Origin of the sequence: Micromonospora yangpuensis, from assembly GCF_900091615.1 — a bacterium.
Classification (GTDB): domain Bacteria; phylum Actinomycetota; class Actinomycetes; order Mycobacteriales; family Micromonosporaceae; genus Micromonospora; species Micromonospora yangpuensis.
This window is the reverse complement of the sequence record NZ_FMIA01000002.1, coordinates 1680419-1703373: the sequence shown is the minus strand read 5'-3', so window position 1 is coordinate 1703373 and position 22955 is coordinate 1680419. Positions and strand designations below refer to the sequence as shown.

Genomic DNA, 22955 nt, shown 5'->3' with positions numbered 1-22955 from the left:
TCAGGCCGGGATCGGGCGGTCGGTGGCGATGGTGGTCCGGTGCAGCAGCCGGCGGTGCGCCACGTCGTTGTAGTAGGTGGCCCGGTGCATGGCGCCCCGGTTGTCCCAGAGCACGATGTCGCCCGGCCGCCACTGGTGGCGGTAGGTGAACCGGGGCTGCACGGCGAACTCCTGGATGAAGGTGACCAGCGGGGCGCTCTCGTGCACCGGCAGCCCCTCGATGCGCCACGGCACGTTGCCGCCGGCGTAGAGCGCCTTGCGGCCGCTCACCTCGTGCCGACGCACGATCGGGTGCGACACGTCCACCCACTCGGCCCGTTCCTGCTCGGTCGGCGCCGGCCGGTCCGGGTAGTTGTACGGCCGGGACTGGACCCGGCTGATCACCACCCGCAGGTCCTCGATGCGTTCCTTGACCCGCTCGGGCAGCGCCTCGTAGGCGGCGTACATGTTGGCGTACCAGGTGTCGCCGCCGACCGGCGGCACCTCGATGGCGTAGAGCATCGAGCCGACCGGCGGGTTGGTCAGGTAGTGGCCGTCGGTGTGCCAGACCCGCCCGCTGTACGCCGAGCCGATCGGCTTGCCGTCGCGGGTCAGGTTGGACAGCAACAGGATCTCGGGGTGCTCGACGTCGTTGAACTGCGAACGGGTGTACGCGAAGACCTCACCGAAGCGCCGGGTGAAGGCGATGTGCTGCTCCGGGGTCAGCTTCTGGTCACGGAAGAGCAGGACGGCGGTGTCCATCCAGGCCCGGTGGATGCGGGCGAAGTCGCGGTCGGAGATGTCGCCGGTGACATCGATGCCACGGACCTCGGTGCCGACGCCCTCGGCGAGGGGGACCAGTTCGAGCATCAGACTGCCTGCCTTTCGTCTGGCGGTGCGTCAGGGGCGTGGGTGCCGTCCGGCTTGGTGGCCACCGTCGGGGTGGCCCTCCGGCCCGGTGGCCGGGGTCGTCACGGCAGCGCCACCTTGTTCTCCTCGATCCAGGCCCGCAGCTCCACGAGCTGGATGAGCAGGTGCGCCGGGCTCGCCCCGCCCGGCAGTTCGGAGTCCATCCGGCCGGCGGTGATCTGCCGGATCAGGCCGTTGAGCCGGGCGGTGTCGAACATCGCGCGCAGCGACGAGGCCGGGTCGTTGACGATCCAGGTCGCCTCCCGGATCAGCGCCTCGTCGTAGCGCGGGCTCTGCACGTGCGGGTAGGCGCTCTTGCGCCGGTTGACGGTGCCCGGCGGGAGCAGGTCGGCCATGGCCGCCTTGAGCAGCCCCTTCACCCCGCCGGCCGACTTCATCGACCACGGCACGTTCCACAGGTACTCCACCAGCCGGTGGTCGCAGAACGGCACCCGTACCTCCAGGCCGTGGGCCATGCTCATGCGTTCCTTGCGGTCCAGGATCACCGCGAGCGGCCCGGCCATGCCGAGGTAGAAGACCTCCCGCATCCGGGCGTCCGCCGGGTCCTCCCCGGGCAGCCTCGGCACCTGGCCGAGCAGGTCGTGGTACCGGTCCCGCTCGTCGGCCGCCGGCCGCACCACGTCGCGCAGCTCGGGGGCGAGGTAGTCGACCAGCCGGGGTCCGTCGCCGATCCAGGGGAAGGTGTCGCGCTCCAGCCGGTCGGCCTTGAAGAAGTACGGGTACCCGCCGAGGAACTCGTCGGCCGCCTCCCCGGTCAGCGCCACCACGCTGCGCTCGCGCATCTGCTGGAAGATCAGGTACATCGAGGCGTCGAACTGGCCCCAGCCGGGCAGACCCCGGGCCCGACGGGTAGCCGGGATCGCGGCCAGCAGGTCCTCGACGCTGGCGGTCAGGGTGTGGTGGCGGGTGCCGAGGAACTCGGCCGCCGCCGCCGCGTACGGCGCGTCCACGTCCGGGCGCAGCTCGGTCGGGGTGAAGTGCGACGGGTCGCTGGCGAACTCGACGCAGTACGTGTCGAGCCGCTGCCCACCACCGCCGAGCAGCTGCGCCGCCAGTGCCGCGACGGAGGTCGAGTCGACCCCGCCGGAGAGCATCGCGCCGCCCGGCACCCCGGTGGCCAGTTGCCGGCCGACGCTCTCCTCCAGCAGTTCCCGGACGTGCGCGGCGGTCTTGTCGAACGAGTCGTGGTGCGGTGCGCTGGTCAGCTCCCAGTACCGCCGACTGGTGGTGCCCTCGGCGGTGCAGCCGAGCAGCTCGGCCGGGGCCAGCTCACGCAGCCCCACCAGCGGGGTCTCCCCCGCCCGGGTCAGCCGTGGCTGGAGCACGATGGGCAGCGCGGCCAGCTCCAGTCGCGCGGTGACCAACGGGTGGGTCAGGACCGCCGTGGGCTCGGAGGCGAACACGACACCGTCGGCGTACCGGTGGTAGTAGAGGGGTTTGAGTCCGAGCCGGTCCCGGGCCAGCAGGAGCCGGCGGTGCCGGCCGTCCCAGACGGCGACGGTGAACATGCCGTCGAGCTGCTCGACGAAGCGCTCCCCGTGTCGCAGGTACGTCTCCAGCAGGATCTCCGGAGTGGACTCGGCCCGACGTCGGGTGCCGGCCGCCTCGACCGCCCGGCGCAGCTCACGGAGGTTGTAGATCGGCCCGGCGTGCACCAGCGTCACCGCCGCGTCGCCGAACTCCACCCGGGCCAGGTTCCCGGAGCCACCGGGCGCCCCGGTGTCCAACCCCCGGTAGCCGAGGCCGGCGTGGGCCGACATCCAGACACCGGCACTGTCCGGACCGCGATCACGCATCGTCCCGGTCATGGCCCGCAGAATGCTCGACCGCGTACCGATATCTCGGCGGAAGTCGATCCAGCCGGCAATTCCACTCATGCGTTGATCTCCCGTACCCGCGCGGTCGTCGGACATTCGCCCGGCGGCACTGCCGAGTCAAGAATCGGCCCCAGAGAAGTCTTCAAAAATGGCGGCACCGCGCCTGCGGCCGTACCACCATGGCACCGACCAGCCCCGACGCATCGAGGCCATGCGCCGGAAACACGTTCGTAAAATAGCTCCGACTGATTGGCTGGTCGATCCGTTCCGGGCCACGACACTGCAGTTGACCTGCAAAAACACCACCACGTCGGATGAATGTGCAATGCCGCATCCCGGAACGAACTCATAATGACCGTCGTCGGTACGCAGCACAAGTAGCCAAAAAGCCAGGTACCGCATCCTGGGACAGCCGCGACCGAGTCGGACGTAAGCGCAGGCCAACGGCCAGATGCGAGTGGAACCCGCCACCCCAACCTGGCCGGAAATACACTTCACCGACGAACGAAACAATCCATCCCGGACGCATCCACCATCCACCCACCGGACACAACAGACACCCACCCCACCGGCCGGCGCCCGGCGATCATGATGTTGTTGCCGCGACACGCCGCTGGTCGGATGGGCCGTCCGGTCAGCTCCCGGTGCTGGCCGGTCCGACCAGGCTGAACCGCTGCTCCGCCACCTGCCGGGCCAGCAACCCGGTGCGGAACATGAGGCTGCCCGGCGCCGCGCCGGACGGGTCGGGCAGGAACCGGCCCATGGTCAGCTCGGGCCGGTCCAGGTAGCCGGCGGCCAGCGGGGTGCCCGCGAGGTACAGCTCACCGACCTGTCCCCGGGGGACCGACGCGAGGTGCCCGTCCAGCACGCACCCCCGGGTCTGCGGCAACGGCGTCAGCTCACCGGTCGCCGGGTCCACGGTCGCAGCCAGCATCGTGGTCTCGGCGAAGCCGAACACCTGGATCTCGTCGACCGATCCGTCGGCCCGTTCGACGCGCAACCGCCACCGGGCCGGGACCGGCCCGGTGGCCGACGACCGGTCGCCGTCGGCGGGCAACGCCAGCTCCGCCCCGGTGAGCAACGCGCGCAACGCCACCACCAGGGTCGTCGTCGCATCCAGCGGCGCCAACGGCAGGAGCCGGTCGCCGCAACCCAGCCGGGGCAGCCCGCAGCCGCCGGCGAGCCAGGCGAGTTGCTGGCCGCGCCACACCACCCCGGTGCCGTCCGGCGAGGCCGACACGACCAGGGCCGCCTCCGCCGGGGCCCCGCCGGTCACCGGTGCGCTCGCCGGGGTGGCCACCCTCCCACCGGTCCCGGCGGCCTGCTCCGTGGTGCCCCAGGCGTGCCAGGTGCTCCCGGTCGGGCCCGACCAGTGGCAGCGGGCCTCCGGCCACCAGGGCGGCACGCAGGGCGTACCGGCCGGGGCCAGCACCAGGTCGGGCCGGACGGCCCGCACCGCCTCGCCGGTGGCCTCCGGCGACCCGCCTTCGGCCAGCACACAGGTGGCCCCGGCGACCAGTACCGCGACCACGACGACGACCAGGTCCGCGGGCGGTCGCCCGACGACGGCTACCCGTCCACCCGGGCCGACGCCGGCCTCGCCGAGGCGTGCGGCCAGCTCCTCGACGTGCTCCCAGAGCTGGCGGTAGGTCATCCGCAGTGCTCCTGCGGAGAGCGCGACGGCATCCGGCTGCTCCCCGGCGGCCTTGGCCAACAGCCCGACCAGCTCGTGGCCGGCCGACTGCGGTGCCTGCCCACCACCGCTGCGCGTCGCCGCCGCGTGGTGCAGCTCCGCCACGTGGCGACCACAGGCGGCGAGGGTGCCCGCGAAGGGGACGACCCGCCAGCCCCGGGGAGGTCGTCGACCGATCGGCCAGACCGCGAACTCCCTGGCCTCGGTGGCCACGAGTTGGACGTAGCGGAGCTCCTCTCGCCCGAACATGTGCTGCTCCCAGAAGTGCGGACCCGGACAACGGCATGGACGACGGCGGTCGGCGAGGATCCGGCAACACCCGCGACACCTCGTCGACATCCGACCCCACCGAAGCTAGCCAGCTCCGGTCACACCCCGGTCATACCCGCCGGGCCGCCCTCAGAAGACGGTGGGATGGTCGTCCATCGGCTTGATCAGCCGGGCGGCCGTGGCCTTACGGATGGCGTCCACCCGGGACACGGCGTGCAGCTTGGCGTAGATGTTGGTCAGGTGCCGCTTGACGGTCGCCTCGGTGATGAACAACCGGCTGGCGATCTGCGCGTTGCTCATCGCCTCCGCGATGAGCCGGAGCACCTCCAGCTCCCGGGCGGTCAGCGGGGTGCCCGTGGTGCGCGGCTTCTGCCGGTCCAGCCGTTCCACGGTCTCCCGAGAGACCGCCAGCAGGACGCTCTGGCTGGGCCGGCGGACCACCGACCGGACCGCGGCGATCAGGTCGTCCCGCAGGATCGTCTTGAGCAGGTACGCGACCGCGCCGGCCTCCAGCAACTCGTGCACCATGTCCGGGTCGTCGTGCATCGTCAGCACGATCACCCGGGTCTCCGGCGCCACCTGCCGGGCCTGGCGGATGACGGCCCGTGCACCCGGACCGGGCATCTCCACGTCGAGCAGCAGCACCTCGGGGCGCAGCCGGGCCACCATGGCCAGCGCCTCGGGGCCGGACGACGCCTCGCCCACCACCGCGAACTCCGGCTCGGTGGAGAGCATCTCGCGGATGCCGTCACGCAACAGGTTGTGGTCGTCGGCCAGGCACACCCTGATCTGCGACCGTACGGGAATGCTCACAGCCCTGCCTCGGAGAACGGGATTCGCACCTCGACGCGGGTACCGCTGCCGGGCGCACTGGTCAGGGTCAGGACGCCGTGCAACAACAGCGCCCGTTCGTACATCGAGGGCAGGCCGCCCCGGGCCCGGTCGGGGTCACCGGTGTCGAACCCGGCCCCGTCGTCGACCACCGCGGCGGCGACCGCGTCGTCACCCACGTCGATGGAGAGCTCCAGCCGGCCGGGGTCGGCGTGCCGCAACGCGTTACGGGCCGCCTCCCGCATGATCAGATAGAGCTCCTCCGACACGTCGGGCGGGAGCGCCTTGACGTCGCCGGTGGTGGTCACCGAGAACTGCACCGATGTCGGCGCGTTGGCCTCCAGGTAGGCACGCAGGGTGCGCTCCAGGCCGTACTCGCCGACCGAGCGGCGCAGCTCGGCGGAGAGGGTCCGCACCGTGCGCAGCGCCTCGTCCAGCGACTCGATGGCCGCGTCGACCTTCGCCCGGGCCTGCGCCGGATCGCGGTCGGCGTAGTGCCGGTGCAGGTCCAGCCGGTGCAGGGTCAGGCCCATCTCGTGCAGCACCCGGTCGTGCAGCTCCCGGGCGATCCGGGTCCGTTCCTCCTGCCGGGAGGCCTGGAGCTTCTCCATCAGAAACCCCACATAGGACAGTGAGGCCAACGCGACCCGGGCCATGATGGCCTCGTGCAGCGCCCGGCTGAGCCGGAGCGCGGCGGCGCTGTCGGTGGGAGGCAGGTCGCGGGTGAGGATCCGCAGCATGACCTCGAAGAGGGTGGTCGCCGCGCGCAGCGACTGCACCGGGTGGATGCCCCGGCGGGCCCGGTCGGCGCCGATGTCGACGTTGAAGAGTCGGGACTCACCTACCAGCTCCACCGAGGTCGCGTCGGCACCGGAGAGGCGGGCCTCGATGTCGTCGAGCACCGACTGGACCTGGATCGCGAGCTGCGCCACGACCTCGGGGCCGGTGACCAGCTCGTTGCCCTGCCGACGGAGCGAATCCTGGAAAGCGGCGACAATTTCCCGTGCCGTTGAGGACAACTCGACCTCACCCACAGGTCCCATTTCATGTGGTTTCCCCATGGATCCCCCCTGTCACGCCCGAGATTACCACAGGTAGCGCGTGGGCCGCGCAGATTAGATCATGGCCGCTGGCACCACAAGGTCCAGCGGCCACAGTCGACGATACGCGTGTTTCCAAGGCGGCACGGAAGTGTGACGAATAGTCGGCTGTCAGTTGACGAACTGGCTCAGCACCGTCAGGTGAACGGCGTACTGGCTGACCATGAAGATCCGGTACGGGCGGCGCTGCCGCCGCCGATCGGTCGCCCCGGTGCCGGCCAGCAGGCAGCCGACCACCGCCGTCGCGCCGACGGTGAGCACGGCCGCCGGCGCGGCCAGCGTCGGGGTCACCAGCAGCGCGCCGATCAGCAGCACCCCGCCGGCCAGTGCGACCAGCGCGGCCATCAGCCGGCGGGCCCCGTGGTCGCCGAGCAGCACCGGCAGGGTACGCCGGCCGGCCGCCCGGTCACCGGCGACGTCGGAGAGGTCCTTGGTGGTGCCGGCCAGCGCCATCCACATCGACATGGCCAGCATCAGCACCACCAGCTCCGGCTCGAACAGGCCGCCCGCCGCCGCGCTGCCGGCCAGGTAGGTGACCACCCCACCGGCGGCGACGACCAGGACGAAGCCGAGCATGTTGCCCTTCTGCGGGCGCGGACCGGCCGAGTACAGCCAACCGAGCAGCAGCATCACCGCGACCAGGCCGGCCAGCCGCAGCGACACCGCCGCGCCCAGCAGCAGCGCGGCGGCGGCCAGCCCGACCGCGATCCGACGGGCGGCGGCGGTCGGCAGCGCCCCGGTGGCCAACGGCCGGTGCGAACCGTTGCGCCGGTCCTCGACCTGGTCGTTCAGCCCGTTGAGCAGATAGACGAACCAGGTCGCGCAGAGCCAGGCGAGCGAGCCCAGCAGCAGCGCCCCGGGGCGGGTCACCACGGCGTGCGGAGCGGCCACCGCGGCACCGGCGAAGAACCGCAACTGGAAGATGACCTGGACGACCGGGCGGGCCTCCCGCCAACTCGCCACCACCTGGCCACCGCCCTGGGCGATGGCTGCCAACGCCGGCACCGCCGGCCGGACCGGGCCGTCGACCCGGAAGTACCGGTCGAGCCCATTCACCGAGTAGGTCATGTGAAACATCGTGAGGCCGCCACACCTTTTCCGGTTCATCCGAGCCACCAACCCGGACTACGACCTAGGTCGCAGGGGTGGCACTACCAAACGCTACTTCCCCACCCCGGACAACACCCGCTACCTGCCCGCCGCGACGCACGCAATTTATGGTCGACCTGTCGCTCCCACCCAGCCAACCACGGAGCACAGCGGAGTCCTCATGTCGTACCACGCAGAATCGTCGACCGCCGAACTGTTCGGCGGCTTCCAGATCACCATTCATGGCAATCCCGTGACGAACTGGCGGGCCGGTCGGTCCCGGGCACTGGTGCAGTACCTGCTGCTGCACGTCGGGCGGCCGGTCAGCCGGGACACGCTGCGTGAGGCACTCTGGCCGCACCTGCCGCCGTCGGCGGGTACCACCTCGGTGAAGGCCGCGGTGCACGGCGCGCGGCGGGCGCTCGGCGGCCCGGCCGGCCGACCGACGCCGGTGCAGATCTGCTCGGTCGACGGTGGCTACCTGCTGCGCGCCGACGAGCTGCGGATCGACGTCACCACGTTCGGCAGGTGGATCGCCAACGCCGAGGCCGCCGTCGCCGCCGGCAACCACGCCGCGGCCGCCGAGCACTTCCATCGCGCGGTGGCGGTCTACCAGGGCCCCCTGCTGCCCACGCAGGACGCCCAGTGGGTGGTGACGGAACGGGAGTGGTGCCGGACCCGGGCCCTGCAGGCGCTGCGGTACCTCAGCGACCTGGCCCTGACCACCGGCGACTGGTGGACGGCGATCCACTGGAACCGTCGGGCGATCGACGTCGACCCCTACGACCCGGTGGCCTTCGCCGTGCTTACCGACTGCCACCACCGGCTCGGTCTCACCTCGCAGGCGCTGCGCTGGGACGACCTTGCCCGGGGCCGGCTGGCGGAGGTGTGACCGCCACCGGATGCCGACAACGCAACTGGAAGGAGCAACCGTGACCACTACCCAACTGCGACCCGCGGTTACCACCGCACCCGGGCCGGTCCGGCCCGTCGACGCCCGGCCTTCGGTGGCGGCGTCGGGGACCGGGCTCGCCCCGCCGGAGCCGGCCACGTCACCGACCCCACCCCGGTCGCTGCCCACCCGGTGGCGCGCGGGCCTGCGGCGGGCCCGGCGGTTCCTGCTGAGCACCGCCGACGACTGCCCGCCGATGCTGCTGCGCCTCACCCAACGCAACTGAGAGCAACCCACCGAACGAAGGCACCCGGTACGCCGACTGGCGTACCGGGTGCCTTTCTGTGCGCGCTCCACGCGCACCATTCCGGGTACGCCGCAGGAATGCGCTTTTGGTCGTAGTCGCCCTTGCCACCTTCGAGGAGATCGGCACCGGAAAAGGATTCGCCACCTTGGCCGGGGATCGACGGCTGCCTAACGTCATCGACATCGGAGTTCCTGGACGTCACAACCGACGTCGGTCGTGAAAGGGAGAGGCCGAATGGCCGCTGATGAGCAGACGGTGTCGGTGATCGTGCCGAACTACAACTACGAGAAAACGCTCGGCGCGTGCCTGGACGCCGTGTTCGCCCAGACGCACCGGCCGTACGAGGTGATCGTCGTCGACGACGGCTCCACCGACCGGTCGAGGGAGATCGCGGCGCGCTACCCGTGCCGGATCGTCGCCGGCGGCGGCAACAAGGGCGTGTCGGCGGCCCGCAACATCGGCGCCCGGGAGGCGACCGGCGAGATCCTCTTCTTCGTCGACTCCGACGTGGCGTTGCGCCCCGACGCGATCGCCAACGCGCTGGCGGTGCTGGCGGCCGACCCGGAGTGCGGCTGCGTGCACGGCACCTACGACACCCGGCCGCTGTACGACGACGGGCCGATCGAGCACTACAAGGTCCTGCACGCGCACTGGTGGCGGCGGCGCAGCGTCGGCCGGGTCAGCACCGCCGTCTTCGCGCTGGCCGCGGTGCGCCGCTCGGTGTTCGCCGCGGCCGGCCGGTTCCACGAGGGACTGCGCGACGCCGAGGACGTCGAGTACAGCGACCGGCTGGTGCGGGTGGCCGGGATCCGGCTCACCGACACGGTGGTCGGCCGGCACGACGACTGCGCCGGGTTCCGCGCGATGCTGCGGGAGCAGTACCGCCGGTCGCTGCCGCTGGCGGCGTTCGCCGGGTCGCACCGGATGCGCGCCGGCAGTGTCGCGGTCAATCCCGCCCTGGGTGTGCTGGTCGCCCCGTTGGTGCTGCTCAGCCTGCCGTTGGGGCTGGTGCACCCGGCGCTCTGGGCGGTACCGGTGGTCTGCTTCGGGCTGTTCCTGCTGGCCGACCCGGGGCTGCTGCCCTTCGTCCGTCGCGAGCGCGGGTCGGCCTTCCTGGCGTACTTCGTCGGCGTGCACCTGGTCGCCCAGCTGGCCATCGTGGCCGGCGCGGCGGTCGGTCTGCTCACCCGGTTGCGCGGCACGGCCACGCCGCAGCCGCTGAGCCTGGCCGAGGCCCGCCGATGAACGCGCCGGGCGGGCCCGGCACGGCCCCGGCGACGAACGCGGGCGGACGCGACGCCGGCCCGACGGCGGAGGCGACGAACGCGCCGGGCGGACCGGGCGGCCGGCACCGCTGGCGGCGGGTGCTGCGGCCGGTGCTGACGGTGGCCTTCGTGGCGGCGGTGGTCGGCGGGGTCACGGTGGCCCTGCGCGGACAGCAGTGGTCGGCCCTGGGCCGGCTGCTGCGCCCGGAGACCGCCGGCTGGTTGTTCGCCGCGCTGGTGGTCACGGCGGTGGGGCTGCTCTGCGGCACCCGTGCCTGGACGCTGACCCTGGCGGCCCTCGGCGCTCCGGTGCCGACCGGGGCCGGGATCCGGATGTTCTTCGTCGGCTTCCTCGGCAAGTTCGTGCCCGGCCGGCTCTGGGGGCTGCTGGCCCAGCTGCGCCTCGGCGAGCAGGCCGGCGTCAGCCGGGTCCGGATGGCCGGCACGTACCTGGTGAACCTGGTCGTGGTGATGCTGACCGGCGGGGCGGTGGGGTTGCTGGTCGCGCCGGCCGTGCTCGGCACCGGGCTGGCCTGGCTGCTCGTCCCGGTCGCGCTGCTGGCGGTGCTGGTCGTCCGGCCCGGGGTGATCGACACCCTGGTCGCGCTGGCCGCCCGGGTGACCCGCCGGCCGCCCCCGGCCACGCTCACCCGGCCGGCCGACGTCCGGCGCTCGATCGGGTACCAGAGCCTGTCCTGGGTGCTCTCCGGCGTGCACCTGTGGGTCCTCGCGGTCCTGCTCGGCGCGGAGGCCGGGACCGCCCTGCCGGTGGCCGTCGGCGCGTTCGCCCTGGCCACCACCGCCGGCACGCTCGCCCTGTTCGTGCCGGACGGCGCCGGGGTCCGCGAGGTGATCGTGGTCGCCGCCCTGGCCACGGTGCTGCCGCTGCCGGCGGCGGTCACCGCGGCGATCGCCAGCCGGGTGCTCACCACCCTCGCCGAGATCCTCACCGCCGGCACGGCGCTGGCCGCCGTCGCCCTGCGGGAGCGGGCGACGCGGCCCGCGACCGCCCGACTCACCCCCACCCCCACCACCAGCTGAATCCCCCTCCTCACCCATCCTGAAGGGACCCACCATGGCGAAGCTCTACACGGTCGACGCGGCCGAGCAGCTCTCGATCGACCAGGTGCAGAACCTGTACCGCAAGTACGTGAACAAGAGCCAGGTCAGCCTGATGACCTCGTTCGGCTTCGGCCGGGAGCTGGCCGACCACGCCCAGGGCGCCTACATCCACACCCGCGACGGGCGGGCCATCCTGGACTTCACCGGCGGGGTCGGGGTGCTCAGCCACGGCCACAACCACCCGCGCATCCTCGCCGCCCGCCAGCGCTTCCAGGCCCGGCAGCGGATGGAGGTCCACAAGACCTACTTCTCGCCGTACCTGGCCGCGCTCTCACACAACCTGGCCGAGGTGCTCCCCGGCGACCTGGACATGTCGTTCCTGCCGAACTCCGGCGCGGAGGCGGTCGAGGGCGCGGTCAAGCTGGCCTACAAGTACCACGGCGGCCGGCGCAACACGATCCTGCGCAGCGACATCAGCTTCCACGGCAAGCTGCTCGGCTCGGGCAGCCTGACCGGCAGCGCCCAGAACCACTTCGCCTTCCCCGGCATCCCGGGCGTGGTCAGCTTCGGCTACGACGACCTGGCCTCGGTCCGGGCGGCGGTGGACGCCAGCCGGGACCGGCGGGGCCGAAGCGACGTGTACGCCCTGCTGATCGAGCCGTTCAGCGCCTCGACGATGCGGTGGTGCTCGGAGGAGTTCCTGCGCGGGGTGCGGGAGCTGTGCACCCGGGAGGAGATCGTCCTGATCTTCGACGAGATCTACACCGGGTGGGGCAAGACCGGCTCGATGTTCTACTTCATGCGCTACCCGGGGCTGATCCCGGACGTGGTGACCACCTCGAAGTCCTTCGGCGGCGGCAAGTCCTCGATCTCGGCGTACGTGGCCCGTCGGCCGATCTTCCACAAGGCGTACGAGAGCTTCAACGACGCCCTGTTGCAGAGCACCAGCACCACCTACTACGGCTTCGGCGAGGAGACCGCCACCGCGATCGAGGCGATCAACGTGGCGGTGGAGGAGGACTTCCCGGCCCGGGCGCGCGACATCGAACGGATTCTCGCCCCGGGGCTGGCCCGGATCGCCAAGGAGCACCCCGACGCGGTCTCCGAGGTACGCGGCGCGGGTGCGCTGTGGGGGGTCTTCCTCAACGCCCCGCGCGCCCTGGACGCCGTCGCCAAGCTCGCCCCGGCCGGCCTGGCCCGCGATCCCCAGTTCGGGACGAAGCTGGTCACCTGCGCGGTCGTCAACGCCCTCTACCGGGACCACGACATATACACGTACTACACGCTCAACGGAAAGAATCCGCTGGTGGTGGGTCCCCCACTGGTCGTCGACCCGGTCGACGTGGAGCGCTTCGTCGACCGGCTCGACCAGACCCTCGCCCAGGGCCTGCCCCGGCTGGTCTCCCGTTTCGTCAAGGAGAAGGTGTCGTCGCTGTGGTGAACAACGTGAGTGCCAAGACGGTGGTGGTGACCGGCGGCAGCGGAATGCTGGGCGGGCACCTGGTCCAGGCCCTGGCCGACGACGGCTGGCGGGTGCGCAGCCTGGACGTGCGGCAGCCGATCGAGCCGGTACCCGGCGTCGACTACCTGGTCGCCGACGTGCGGGACACCGCCGGGGTGGGCGCCGCCGTGGCCGGCGCGGACGCGGTGGTGCACACCGCCGCGGCCCTGCCCAGCTACCCCGAGGACGAGATCCGCTCGATCATCGTCGGCGGCACCGAGACGGTGCTGGCCGCCGCCGAACGCGCCGGCGCAGAACGGGTCGTGCACGTCTCCTCGACCGCGGTGTACGGGCTGCCGAAGGTGGTCCCGACCACCGAGCGGTACCCGCGCGAGCCGGTCGACCCGTACAGCCGGGCCAAGGCGGGCGCGGAGGAGGTGGCCGAGCGGTTCCGCGAGCGTGGGCTGCTGGTGCCGATGCTGCGGCCGAAGACGTTCCTCGGTCCCGGCCGGATGGGGCTCTTCTCGATGCTGTTCGAGTGGGCCGAGGAGGGCCGCAACTTCCCGGTGCTGGGCCGGGGCGACGTCCGGATCCAGATGCTGGCCATCGACGACCTGGTGGACGCGGTACGCACCGTGCTGCGCGCGCCGGACACCGTCGCCAACGACACGTTCAACATCGCCGCAGACCGGTTCGGCACCATCCGGGAGGACTTCCAGGCGGTGCTGGACGCCGCCGGCCACGGCAAACGGGTGGTCTCCGTACCGGCCCGGCCCGCCGTCGCCGCCCTGGAGCTGCTGCAACGGCTGAAGCTCTCGCCGGTGTACGGGCGGCTGATCCACAAGCTGCTGGCCGACTCGTACGTGAGCGTGGAGAAGGCCCGCGACGTGCTCGGCTGGACGCCTCGACTGTCCAATCAGGACGCCATCCTGCGCACCTACCGCTGGTGGCAGAGCAGCCACCGCACCGCCGCACCGACCTCGGCCGGCCGGACCAGCCGGGACCCCTGGAAGCAGGGCGCTCTCGGACTGGCCAAGGCCGTCTTCTGACCCGGCACCCGGAGGTAGACCGTGACTGTCCTCGTCGATCCGCCCACCCTCGGCGGGTCCACCCTGACCAACCCCGTCAGCCGTACCGGTGCCGTCGGTGTCACCGGAGCCACCGCCGCCCGCACCGCGGTCACCGGCGCGACCACCGACCGGACGCCGCTGCGCGACCTGGTCACCCTGATCCGGCCGCACCAGTGGGCGAAGAACCTGCTGGTGGTGCCGCTGGTGCTGATCGACAGCCCCCGGCTCGGCCTCGACCTGCTCGGCCGGGTGGCCTGGGCGGTGCTGCTGTTCATCATGGTCAGCGCCCTGGTGTACGTCTGGAACGACGTCTACGACCGGCACCGCGACCGGGCCCACCCCACCAAACGGCACCGGCCGGTCGCCTCCGGCCGGGTGAGCGTGCCGGCGGCGTACACCTTCGGTGGTCTGATCGGCGTCGCGCTGGTCGCGGCGGTGTCCTTCGGGCCGGCGTTCCCGTGGTGGCCGTTGGCGGTGTACCTGGCGCTCAACGTGGCCTACAGCCGGGGCCTGAAGCACGTGCCCCTGCTGGACGTGCTGGTGGTCGCCGGCGGGTTCCTGCTGCGCATCACGCAGGGGTACCTGGCCGCTCAGGTGGCCGTCTCCAGCTGGCTGCTGATCTCCGTGTTCGCCCTCTGCCTGCTGCTCATCCTGGGCAAGCGGCGACACGAGATGGCCGTCGGTGGCAGCTCCCACCGGCCCGCGCTGGCCGGCTACTCGGTGCAGTACCTCGATCTGCTGATCGTGCTCTGCGCCGCGGTGACCGTCAGCGGGTTCCTCGGCCACGTGCAGGCCACCGTTCCCACCCCGTACCAGGCGTTGGCGCTGGTCGGCTCGATGCCGTTCGCGATGTTCGCGATGGCCCGCTACCTCCAGGTCGTCGTGGTCGACGGCGACGGCGGCGAACCGACCCGGGTGCTGCTGCGGGACCGGGCCATGCTCGTCAACTCGCTGCTCTGGGGCGTACTGCTCGGCGGCACCCTGCTGGTCAGCCAGTACCCGGCCGTACTCGATCTCGTTCCCTGACCGGTGGCCCGGACCGGGTCGCCCCGCCGGCGGCCCGGTCCCCCACCCCGGTCCCTTACCCGCTCGTTGATGAGGAGAACTCCGCGATGACGACCCCGACCACCAACCCGCTGGTCTCGGTGATCATTCCGAACTACAACTACGCCAACTCGATCGGCAAGTGCGTCGACGCCGCCCTCGCCCAGACGTACCAGCCGTTGGAGGTGATCGTGGTCGACGACCACAGCACCGACGACTCGCTGGCCCGCGCCCGCCGGCGCGACGTGACCGTGCTCCAGACACCCCGCAACAGCGGGGTCGCGGTGGCCCGCAACACCGGGGCGGCCGCCGCCAACGGCGAGATCCTCTTCTTCGTCGACTCGGACGTGGCGCTGCGCCCCGACGCGGTCGCCAAGGCCGTCGCCGAGTTGGCCGCCCACCCCGAGTACGGCGCGGTCTGCGGCATCTACGAGGAGGAGCCGCTGATCCGGGACAGCATCGTCGAGGAGTGCCGGGTGCAGCAGGCGTACTGCTGGCGGATGACCTCGCTGGGCGAGGTGAGTTTCCTGTTCTCCTCGCTGACCGCGATCCCCCGCCGGGTCTTCGACGAGGTCGGCCCGTTCAACCCCCGGCTGCGCCAGACCGAGGAGGTCGACTACGGCGAGCGGATGTCCGCCCGCTACCAGATCATGGTCACCGACCAGGTACGCGGCTGGCACGACGACGACCACGAACTGCTGCCGCTGCTGCGCAAGCTGTACCGCCGGGCCCGGCTGCGGGTGCCGCTCTTCGCCCGCCGGCGTAGGTTCGCCAAGGGTTTCGAGAGCCCGGCCCGCTCCTTCGGCACGGTGGCCGCCCTCGGGGCGCTGGCCAGTCTGCCGCTGGCCGTGCTGCACCCGGCGTGGCTGCTGCTGACCGCGGTGCTGTTCGGGGTGTCGCTCTCGGCCGACACCGACATGTACCGGCACGTGTGGCGCAACCGGGGCGTGCCGTTCCTGACCGTCTTCACCGGCGTGGTGTTCCTGACCAACGTGGCGATCGCCGCCGGCATCGCGGTGGGCGCCGCCCAGTGGCTGCTGTCGCGTGACTTCCGGAACCTGTACGACGCCGACTGGTCGGGCGAGGGCACGCCGGCCACCACCATGGTCGGAGCGGCGGCATGAGCCTCCTGCTCGACCCCGTCCCCGGCGCGGTCACCACCGCGCCGGGGACCCCCGGGGTCCCCACCGACCACCCGACCACCGACCTCACCTACCCGACCGACCAGGCCCGCCCGACCGAACCGACCCGCCCGTCCGAACCGACCCGAGCGACCGACCCGACCCGAGCGTCCGAGCAGGACCCGCAGCCGGGCCGGCGGGGCAGCGGAGGGACACGGCGTAACCGGTGGCCGCGCCGGACCCGGTTGCTGGTCGGCCTGGCCGCCGCCTGGGCCGGGTTCCTGGCCGCCTTCCTGCTGCTGACCGGCGGCTACTGGTGGTGGCGGCCGGTCGAACTGGCCCCACCGCTGGTCTTCGCCGCCGTGCCGGCGTTGCTGCTGCTGCTCGCCCCGCTGGCCCGCCCGGTCCGCGGCCGGCTGGCCGCCGTCGCGGTCTGCCTGGTGGTCGTCGGCCTGGACCTGGCCGGGCTGAACCCGGCCGCACTGCCCGGGGTGGGCGGTGCCACCCCGGCCCCACCGGGGGCGGTACGGGTCTTCGCCTGGAACACCGAGTACTGGTCCGACGGGGACGACCCGCAACGGTTCTACGACTACCTGGCCGCCCAGCGGGCCGACGTCTACCTGCTCAGCGAGTACGTCGGCTGGGACCTGGCCGGACACCGCCCGGTCCGCGTCGACCACCTCGCCGAGCTGCGCCGACGGTTCCCCGACTACCAGGTGGTGGCCACCGGCGAGCTGCTCACCATGTCCCGGATGCCGATCCGGTCGACCCGGCTCCTCGATGGCTGGCCGTACCTGACCGACCCGGCACGCCACGGCGTACCGGCCAACTCCGACTTCGACGACTACTACCGGCACAAGGTGCTCCGCACCGACCTGACCGTCGACGGTCGGGTGCTCTCGGTCTACAACGTGCACGTGCCGGTGCAGCTGGACATCTCGATGGACCCGACCTCGGCCGAGTTCACCGAGTTCATGCGGGCCCAGCAGGACCGCCGGCAGGCCCACTACCGTGCGCTGCGGGCCGACCTGGCGGCCAACCCGCACGGCCGGCTGATCGCCGGTGACTTCAACGCCACCAGCGCGATGGGCGAGCTACGCGAGCTGGCCGCCCAGGTCACCGACGCGGCGCGGGCCAGCGACACGCCGTACCCGGTCTCCTGGCCGGACGGCGACGCCCCGAAGTGGCGGCTGGACTGGGCCTTCACCGACGGCCCGGCCCGCACCCACGACTACCGGATGGTCCCGGCCGACGGCATGTCCGACCACCGCGGCCAACTGCTGACCGTCTCGGTCGGGCAGGACGGCTGACCCCGGGTACGACCGGTCGCCCCGCTCCGCCCCGGAGCGGGGTACCGGCATGCGGTCGGCCGGCCAGCGGGGTCCCGGGGTGCGGTCGGTCGGCCCTGCTCCTCGCCGGAGCGGGGTGCCGGGGTGCGGTCGGTCGGCCACGACTACGGGCAGGGGACGCGATCGCGTCCCCTGCCCGTAGCGGTCCGGGTCTCCGCTCAGACCGCCTCGTCGAGGCGCTGGCGCAGCTCGGTCGGCAGCTTCAGGTCGGTCGCCGCGAGGCACTCGTCCAGCTGCGCCACCGAGCTGACCCCGACGACTGGCACGATCGACGGCTCACCGCCCATCAGCCAGCTCAGCACCACCTGGTTAGGGGTGGCGGCCAGCTCGGCGGCCACCTCGCCCAGCACCCGCAGCCGCCGCTCGGTGCCCGGGTGCTCGTAGTGCTCCGGCAGCGGCTTGTCCGCCCGGGTGTAGGTGCCCCAGAGCAGGGTGCTGTACGCGAACATGGTCAGGTCGCGGCTGCGTACCAGGTCCAGCAGTTCGTCGCTGGCGTGCACGTGCCCACCCTCGGGCAGCGCGGTCGCCGGCCGGGGCAGCAGGTACGAGTAGCGCTGCTGCACGGCGGTGTACGGGGTCCAGCCCCGGGCCGAGGCCAACGCCCGGGTCTCGGCCAGCCGCCAGGCGGCGTGGTTGCTGGCCCCGAGCACCCGTACCTTGCCCTCGGTCACCGCCTCGTGGAAGGTGGCCAGGGTCTCCTCGTCCGGGGTCTGCCGGTCCTCGCGGTGCGCGTAGTACAGGTCCAGGTGGTCGACGCCGAGCCGGCGCAGCGACCCGGCGAGCTGCTCGCGGATGACCGACGCGCCGAGCCCCTCGGCCCCGCCGTCGGCCGCCAGGCCGGAGCCGACCTTCGACGCCAGCACCAGGTCGTCCCGGCCGCCCCGGCTGGCCAGCCAGCGGCCGAGCACCGTCTCGCTCTCCCCACCGGAGCCACCGGGCACCCAGAACGCGTAGCAGTTCGCGGTGTCGATCGTGGTGCCGCCGGCCTCGACGAACCGGTCCAGGATCGCGAACGAGGTCTCCTCGTCGATCTCGGTGCCGAACGACATGGCGCCGAGGCAGAGCTGGCTGATCTGGATTCCCGGGCCACCGGAAAGCTCACGTTGCCTCATCAGTCCTCCAAGGATGGGCGGATCCGTCGGCCACAGAATAGGGACGACGACTGTGGAAAACGGGCCCCGGACGAATATCTACGACCTTGTGCTGATGCGGAATGGGACCTGGGGTGCATTCCCGCCGACGGCTACGACCCGCCACCTTGTCCGGCTCGTCCGGCCGGCCATACGTTCGCCAGGCAACACCGAGTCGTTCGCCACCAAGTCGGAAGCCGTTTCGGACGAAGGGAGGCCGTCATGCGGGTCGGTCTCGTACCCGGGGTGTGGTCGTACGGACTGGGTTCGGTCTCCACGGTGCTCGCCGTGCACGAGGCGGTCCGGCACGCGGGTCACACCCCGGTGCTGTTCGCCGCGCCACACTTCCAGCCGATCCTCGACCGGTTGGGCGTGCCGGCGGTGCCGATCCCCGGGCCGACGCGGGCGGCGTACCCGGACGACCCGGTGCTGCGCCTGGACGACCTGTTGTCCCGGTCCGCCTACGCCGACCGTGACCTGGTGGAGACGGTACTCGCCGCCCAACTGCGACAGTTCCGCGAGTACGACGTCCAGGTGCTCTTCCACGACTACGACCTGACCACCGTGGTGGCCGGGGCGCTGGCCGGGATCCCGGTGGTCTCCCCGGTGACCTGGCCCGACCACCTCTCCTTCGGTCGCGGCAGCGACGGCTGGCAGCCGATGGACACCCGGGCGCTGGCGGCGTTCCGCCCCGCGCTGCGCCGCACCCGACACCCGGAGGCGATGTCGCTGTCGGAGGTCCTCTTCGACTGGAGCACCCGGTTGGTCTATCCGCTCACCCCACGGATGGACCCGCTGGTCGGCCTGCACAGCACCGGCGAGTACCTCGGTCCGCTGACCGCCACCACCCTGGACCGGGGTCTCGCCGCCGGCCCGCCGGACTGGCCCCGGCCGGGACACACCGGGGTGCTTGCCTACTCCAGCGGACCACCGATGGACGCCGACTGGTACCACCGGCACTGCCTGGCGGCCTTCGAGGGCACGACGGTGGACGTGCTGATCGCCGCCGGCCGCTCCGACGGGGCCGGGCCGAGGGTGTCGCCGGCCGGCAACGTGCAGCTCTGGCCGTTGCTGCCGCTGCGTGACCTGCTCGGCCGGGCCGGCGCGCTGATCTGCCACGGCGGCCGGGGCACCCTGGCCAGCGGGATGCGTGCCGGCGTACCGCTGATCGTCTTCGCCGGTGGTGACCCGGAGCGCGAGTACTTCGCCGACATGCTGGCCCGGCAGGGGCTGGCCGCCAACTGCGCCGCCGACGACTGGCGGCCGGAGCGGCTGCGGCACCTGGTCCGGCAGGCCGCCGCCGCCCGCGCGGCCCGCACCACCCCGGCCCCTGTCACCCCGGCCGGCGCCGGCCTGGCCGGTGCCAGCCTGACGACGGCCGCCGGTCTGACGGCGGGTGGGTCGGCGACGGGCGGTGCGGCGCGGGTCGTCGAGATCATGCAGGAACTGACCGCCACCCCGAGCCGGCTGGCCGTCCTGGCCCGCTGAGACCGGCAACCACGAGGAGGAGATCCCGATGCGTCAGCGTTACCTCGCCCACCGCACCGCGCTGCGTCACGACGACCACTACGGCGACGAGTTGACCCTCCGGCTGTCGGAGGTGACCGACACCCGCGCGTTGGACGACGGCGACGCCCTGCACACCTTCATGCTCGATCTGGTCGCCCGGATCGGCATGACGGTGATCGCCGGCCCGCTGGTCGCCACCGAGGAGGGGCCACCACAGCAGGCCGGCAAGTCGGCGGTGGTGATCCTCGCCGAGTCGCACGCGGCGATCCACACCTACCCCGGGCTGCGCCAGGTATTCGTCAACATCTTCTCCTGCAAGCCGTTCCGGGAGGCCGACGTGCTGGACGAGCTGGGCCGGCTGGTCGGTGACTTCGAGATCAACGAGCGCTCGTTGACCCGCCGGGGCGAGAACTGGCCCCGCGCCCTCGGCCCGGCCACCCGGCTCTGGCGCGCTCAACGCCACGGATGAGAGGACTGACCGGGACTCCACAGTGGCTACCCAGGCGCTACCGTGGGTCGGTGAACGGGGGTACGAATGTCGATGTCTGAGTCGTCGGTCCCGACGCGGAAGCCGCCGGGACCGACCCGGGTACGCCGATCCGCCCTGGCCGCCGTGGCGATCGTGGTCGGCCTGGCGGTGAGCGGGTGCGCGATGTCCCGCCGCGACGGTGACGCGGTGGCCCGGGAGGCGGCGGCGAGCGAGGCGGAGCAGCTCGGTGACGATCTTGGTTACCGCAACCGGATCCGCGACGCGGAGTACATCGCCGCGACCGAGATCGCCGAGGAGGTGCCGGCCGGCACCATCGTCACCCGCCGGCAGCCGTTGAGCTGGTCCGGTCGCACGTCCGGCAGCGAGCAGGCCACCATCGACGTCCGGATCGTCGTCGAGGTGGCCGAGTCGGGGAGCGTCTACAGCGACCGGGGCAACTCCGCCGGCCAGGCCACCCGCTGCTACCGCTACCTGCTCCGGCTCAACGCGTACGCGACGTACGACGAGATCGACTGTCCGGCGGTCGCCGATCCGCCGGTGCCCAGCGCCGCGCCGGTGCCGCGCCTGCCCGAGGACGGCCGGAAGCGGCTCACCGCGGCATTGCGCGGGGCCACCCCCGACACCCTCGCCGAGCGGGTACGCAAGGCGTTTCCCGCCGAACACATCACCGTCGACACGGTCGTCCACCAGGGGGCTCTCGTCGCCGCGGTCGGCGTGCCCGTCGAGCGGGAGTGCCTGCTGATGGTCCGGAAGCCCGACGGCGACATCGTCTCCCCCGGGTACGACCGGATCTGGTTGGAGCCGGGCGAGACCGGCTGCGGCACCGGCCTCTACGTCTCGCCGCCCCGCTGACCCCTCCCGGCACCATCCGGTGGTTGTCCCGCCGGCGCGTCGGATAGGGGCGCGGGCGGCACTGACCGCGCCCGATGGGCGACCATGACGTTGCGCCCCGCGCACCTGGCCCGCGACCTCACCCGCTGACCCGGGCCGCCGGCCACCCACTGACCGAGCCCCGCCCGCTGACCTCGCGCCGGAGCCCCGCCCGGCCCGCCCGGTGGCTCAGGCGGTGACGGGCAGCGCGCCCAGGGCGCGACCGGCCTCCCGGGCGGCCCGTACGGCTTCGGCGTGCAGGTCGGCGGCCTGGTCGGTGAAGGCGTCGAGGGCGGGGTTGACCCCGACCAGGGTGAACTCGCGTTCGATGACGGTCAGGTCGGCGCCCCAGCAGTCGGCGACGATGCGGCGCAGGTAGGGCGTGGCGTGGTCCCAGCCCTCCCGGGGCGTGCCGGCACCGTACGCGCCACCGCGCACCATGGCGAGCACGGCCGGCTTGCCGGCGAGGAACGGGACCCCGTTCGCCCGCGGGTCGGCGAGAATCAGGTCGACGTACGTCTTGAAGTGCTGGGACACGCCGTAGTTGTAGAGCGGCACGGCGAACAGGATGGCGTCGGCGGCAACGAGTTCGTCCACCAGCGTCGCGGCGAGGGCGACGGCGTCGCGCTGCTCTTCGGTCCGCTCCTCGGCCGGCGTCGCGCCGGCGGTGACCGCCGCCGCCCAGGCCTCCGCCGGCAGGGTGTCCACGCCGATGTGCCGCCGCTCGACGGTGTCACCAGGGTGGCTGTCCCGCCACTCCTGCTCCACGATGTCGGCGATCTCGCGGCTCGCCGAGCCGTGTGTACGGATGCTGGCGTCCAACCGGAACAAGGTCACTGTCACTCCCAGACGTCGAAGTTCAACCTTGAACCAGAGCCTAGACCCCCGACGTTCAAGCTTGAACCCACTGAGACGCGGCTCACTTCATGATTGAAGCGCGGCCGTAGACTGGCCGCATGCCGGACGAACCCGCTTGGCTGACCGAGCAGGAGACCGAGGCCTGGATCGCCCTGGCCAAGCTGGTGTTCAAGCTGCCCAGCGCGCTGGATGCCCAGCTCCTGCGGGACAACAACCTCACCCTCTTCGACTACTTCGTGCTCAGCATCCTGTCCATGTCACCCGGGCGGACCCGCCGCCTGAGCGAGCTGGCCGCCGAGGTCAGCAGCTCGCTGTCCCGCCTGTCGAACGTCGTCAAACGCCTCGAACTACGCGGGCTGCTGCGCCGCCAGCCCGACCCGGAGAACCCCCGCTACACCACCGCCGCGCTCACCGACGCCGGCTGGGACCTGGTGGTCACCGCCGCCCCCGGCCACGTCACCGCCGTCCGCCGCTACGTCATCGACGGCCTCACCCCGCACCAGATCGAGGTACTGCGTGAGGTCGCCTACCACGTCACCCGGCAGGTAGCCGACGCCGCCGACCCGGACACCCGCCCCTGCTGACCAGCACGCCCGAAGCGGGCCCCGCAGCGAGTCTTGGACACCTACCGTCCAAATAGAACGGTAAGTGTCCAAGATCTACACGCCGGTCGGGCACGGAGAGAGCAAGGCGAGCTCGGAGGAAGACGGGAGCCTGAGCATCGACGTGCCGGGACAGATCAGCGTCTTCGGCTGGGACGACGACGAGATCGGCCGCTGCACGCGTCCGGCCCTGTCGACCGTCAGCGTCGACCGGGAACGGCAGGGCCGGCCTGCTG

At 72.2% G+C, this 22955-nt stretch carries 21 protein-coding genes and 1 pseudogene; 14 read left to right on the top strand and 8 right to left on the bottom strand.

What is annotated here, in order from left to right:
* The 6 genes from GA0070617_RS07880 to GA0070617_RS07855 all read right to left on the bottom strand — a co-directional run bounded on the left by GA0070617_RS07880 (window position 1) and on the right by GA0070617_RS07855 (window position 7688).
* Window positions 1-849, bottom strand: a complete 849-nt coding sequence (locus tag GA0070617_RS07880) for a TauD/TfdA dioxygenase family protein (protein WP_091435353.1) — start codon at window positions 847-849, stop codon at window positions 1-3.
* 101 nt (window positions 850-950) lie between these two features.
* Window positions 951-2786 carry an asparagine synthase (glutamine-hydrolyzing) gene (gene asnB, locus GA0070617_RS07875; RefSeq protein WP_091435351.1) on the bottom strand — a complete coding sequence of 612 codons (1836 nt, stop codon included), beginning with the start codon at window positions 2784-2786 and terminating at the stop codon, window positions 951-953.
* A 574-nt stretch (window positions 2787-3360) separates the two neighbouring features.
* Window positions 3361-4668, bottom strand: coding sequence for an AMP-binding protein (locus tag GA0070617_RS32000; protein WP_175440465.1), 1308 nt, complete (start codon window positions 4666-4668; stop codon window positions 3361-3363).
* 150 nt (window positions 4669-4818) lie between these two features.
* A complete protein-coding gene (locus tag GA0070617_RS07865; RefSeq protein ID WP_229688095.1) occupies window positions 4819-5502 on the bottom strand; it encodes a response regulator in 684 nt (227 codons plus the stop codon).
* On the bottom strand, window positions 5499-6539 hold the full coding sequence (locus GA0070617_RS07860; RefSeq protein ID WP_175440464.1) for a sensor histidine kinase: 1041 nt from the start codon (window positions 6537-6539) through the stop codon (window positions 5499-5501). Before GA0070617_RS07860 ends, GA0070617_RS07865 begins: the two co-directional genes overlap by 4 nt.
* A 192-nt stretch (window positions 6540-6731) precedes the next feature.
* Window positions 6732-7688, bottom strand: coding sequence for a UbiA family prenyltransferase (locus tag GA0070617_RS07855; RefSeq protein WP_091435345.1), 957 nt, complete (start codon window positions 7686-7688; stop codon window positions 6732-6734).
* Between the two features lie 202 nt (window positions 7689-7890).
* On the opposite strand from GA0070617_RS07855, the gene GA0070617_RS07850 reads away from it, so the two are divergent.
* From GA0070617_RS07850 to GA0070617_RS07815, 9 genes are all read left to right on the top strand, one after another.
* Window positions 7891-8601, top strand: coding sequence for an AfsR/SARP family transcriptional regulator (locus tag GA0070617_RS07850; RefSeq protein WP_091435343.1), 711 nt, complete (start codon window positions 7891-7893; stop codon window positions 8599-8601).
* A 40-nt stretch (window positions 8602-8641) separates the two neighbouring features.
* Window positions 8642-8887 carry a DUF1178 family protein gene (locus tag GA0070617_RS29780; protein ID WP_139135618.1) on the top strand — a complete coding sequence of 82 codons (246 nt, stop codon included), beginning with the start codon at window positions 8642-8644 and terminating at the stop codon, window positions 8885-8887.
* Between the two features lie 255 nt (window positions 8888-9142).
* Window positions 9143-10153, top strand: coding sequence for a glycosyltransferase family 2 protein (locus tag GA0070617_RS07845; protein ID WP_091435341.1), 1011 nt, complete (start codon window positions 9143-9145; stop codon window positions 10151-10153).
* Complete coding sequence (locus GA0070617_RS07840; protein WP_091435339.1) at window positions 10150-11214, top strand: lysylphosphatidylglycerol synthase transmembrane domain-containing protein; 1065 nt, start codon at window positions 10150-10152, stop codon at window positions 11212-11214. The genes GA0070617_RS07845 and GA0070617_RS07840 overlap by 4 nt, the downstream gene beginning before the upstream one ends.
* A 133-nt stretch (window positions 11215-11347) precedes the next feature.
* On the top strand, window positions 11348-12676 hold the full coding sequence (locus tag GA0070617_RS07835; protein ID WP_217628914.1) for an aspartate aminotransferase family protein: 1329 nt from the start codon (window positions 11348-11350) through the stop codon (window positions 12674-12676).
* Window positions 12673-13725: an NAD-dependent epimerase/dehydratase family protein gene (locus tag GA0070617_RS07830; protein ID WP_268239619.1), complete on the top strand. Its 1053-nt coding sequence runs from the start codon at window positions 12673-12675 to the stop codon at window positions 13723-13725. Before GA0070617_RS07835 ends, GA0070617_RS07830 begins: the two co-directional genes overlap by 4 nt.
* 21 nt (window positions 13726-13746) lie before the next feature.
* Window positions 13747-14772 (top strand): UbiA prenyltransferase family protein, encoded by a 1026-nt coding sequence (locus GA0070617_RS07825; RefSeq protein WP_229688096.1) that lies wholly within the window; start codon window positions 13747-13749, stop codon window positions 14770-14772.
* 86 nt (window positions 14773-14858) lie between these two features.
* Window positions 14859-15914 (top strand): glycosyltransferase family 2 protein, encoded by a 1056-nt coding sequence (locus GA0070617_RS07820; RefSeq protein ID WP_091435335.1) that lies wholly within the window; start codon window positions 14859-14861, stop codon window positions 15912-15914.
* Window positions 15911-17221, top strand: a complete 1311-nt coding sequence (locus GA0070617_RS07815) for an endonuclease/exonuclease/phosphatase family protein (RefSeq protein ID WP_091435333.1) — start codon at window positions 15911-15913, stop codon at window positions 17219-17221. The genes GA0070617_RS07820 and GA0070617_RS07815 overlap by 4 nt, the downstream gene beginning before the upstream one ends.
* A gap of 197 nt (window positions 17222-17418) precedes the next feature.
* Here the strand turns inward: GA0070617_RS07815 and GA0070617_RS07810 are convergent, their stop codons facing one another.
* Window positions 17419-18372 (bottom strand): aldo/keto reductase, encoded by a 954-nt coding sequence (locus tag GA0070617_RS07810; protein ID WP_091435331.1) that lies wholly within the window; start codon window positions 18370-18372, stop codon window positions 17419-17421.
* 240 nt (window positions 18373-18612) lie between these two features.
* On the opposite strand from GA0070617_RS07810, the gene GA0070617_RS07805 reads away from it, so the two are divergent.
* From GA0070617_RS07805 to GA0070617_RS07795, 3 genes are all read left to right on the top strand, one after another.
* Window positions 18613-19878 (top strand): glycosyltransferase, encoded by a 1266-nt coding sequence (locus GA0070617_RS07805; RefSeq protein ID WP_091435329.1) that lies wholly within the window; start codon window positions 18613-18615, stop codon window positions 19876-19878.
* Window positions 19879-19906: 28 nt separating this feature from the next.
* On the top strand, window positions 19907-20368 hold the full coding sequence (locus tag GA0070617_RS07800) for an S-adenosylmethionine decarboxylase family protein (RefSeq protein ID WP_091435326.1): 462 nt from the start codon (window positions 19907-19909) through the stop codon (window positions 20366-20368).
* A 72-nt stretch (window positions 20369-20440) separates the two neighbouring features.
* Window positions 20441-21241, top strand: a complete 801-nt coding sequence (locus GA0070617_RS07795) for a hypothetical protein (protein WP_229688097.1) — start codon at window positions 20441-20443, stop codon at window positions 21239-21241.
* A 207-nt stretch (window positions 21242-21448) separates the two neighbouring features.
* Here the strand turns inward: GA0070617_RS07795 and GA0070617_RS07790 are convergent, their stop codons facing one another.
* Window positions 21449-22096 carry an FMN-dependent NADH-azoreductase gene (locus GA0070617_RS07790; RefSeq protein WP_091435323.1) on the bottom strand — a complete coding sequence of 216 codons (648 nt, stop codon included), beginning with the start codon at window positions 22094-22096 and terminating at the stop codon, window positions 21449-21451.
* 119 nt (window positions 22097-22215) lie between these two features.
* On the opposite strand from GA0070617_RS07790, the gene GA0070617_RS07785 reads away from it, so the two are divergent.
* The gene (locus GA0070617_RS07785) at window positions 22216-22701 is read left to right on the top strand and encodes a MarR family winged helix-turn-helix transcriptional regulator (protein ID WP_091435321.1); all 486 of its coding nucleotides are present in this window, start codon (window positions 22216-22218) and stop codon (window positions 22699-22701) included.
* A 64-nt stretch (window positions 22702-22765) separates the two neighbouring features.
* A pseudogene (locus GA0070617_RS32350) lies at window positions 22766-22945 on the top strand (substrate-binding domain-containing protein); the annotation flags it as partial.
* Between the last annotated feature and the right edge of the window lie 10 nt (window positions 22946-22955).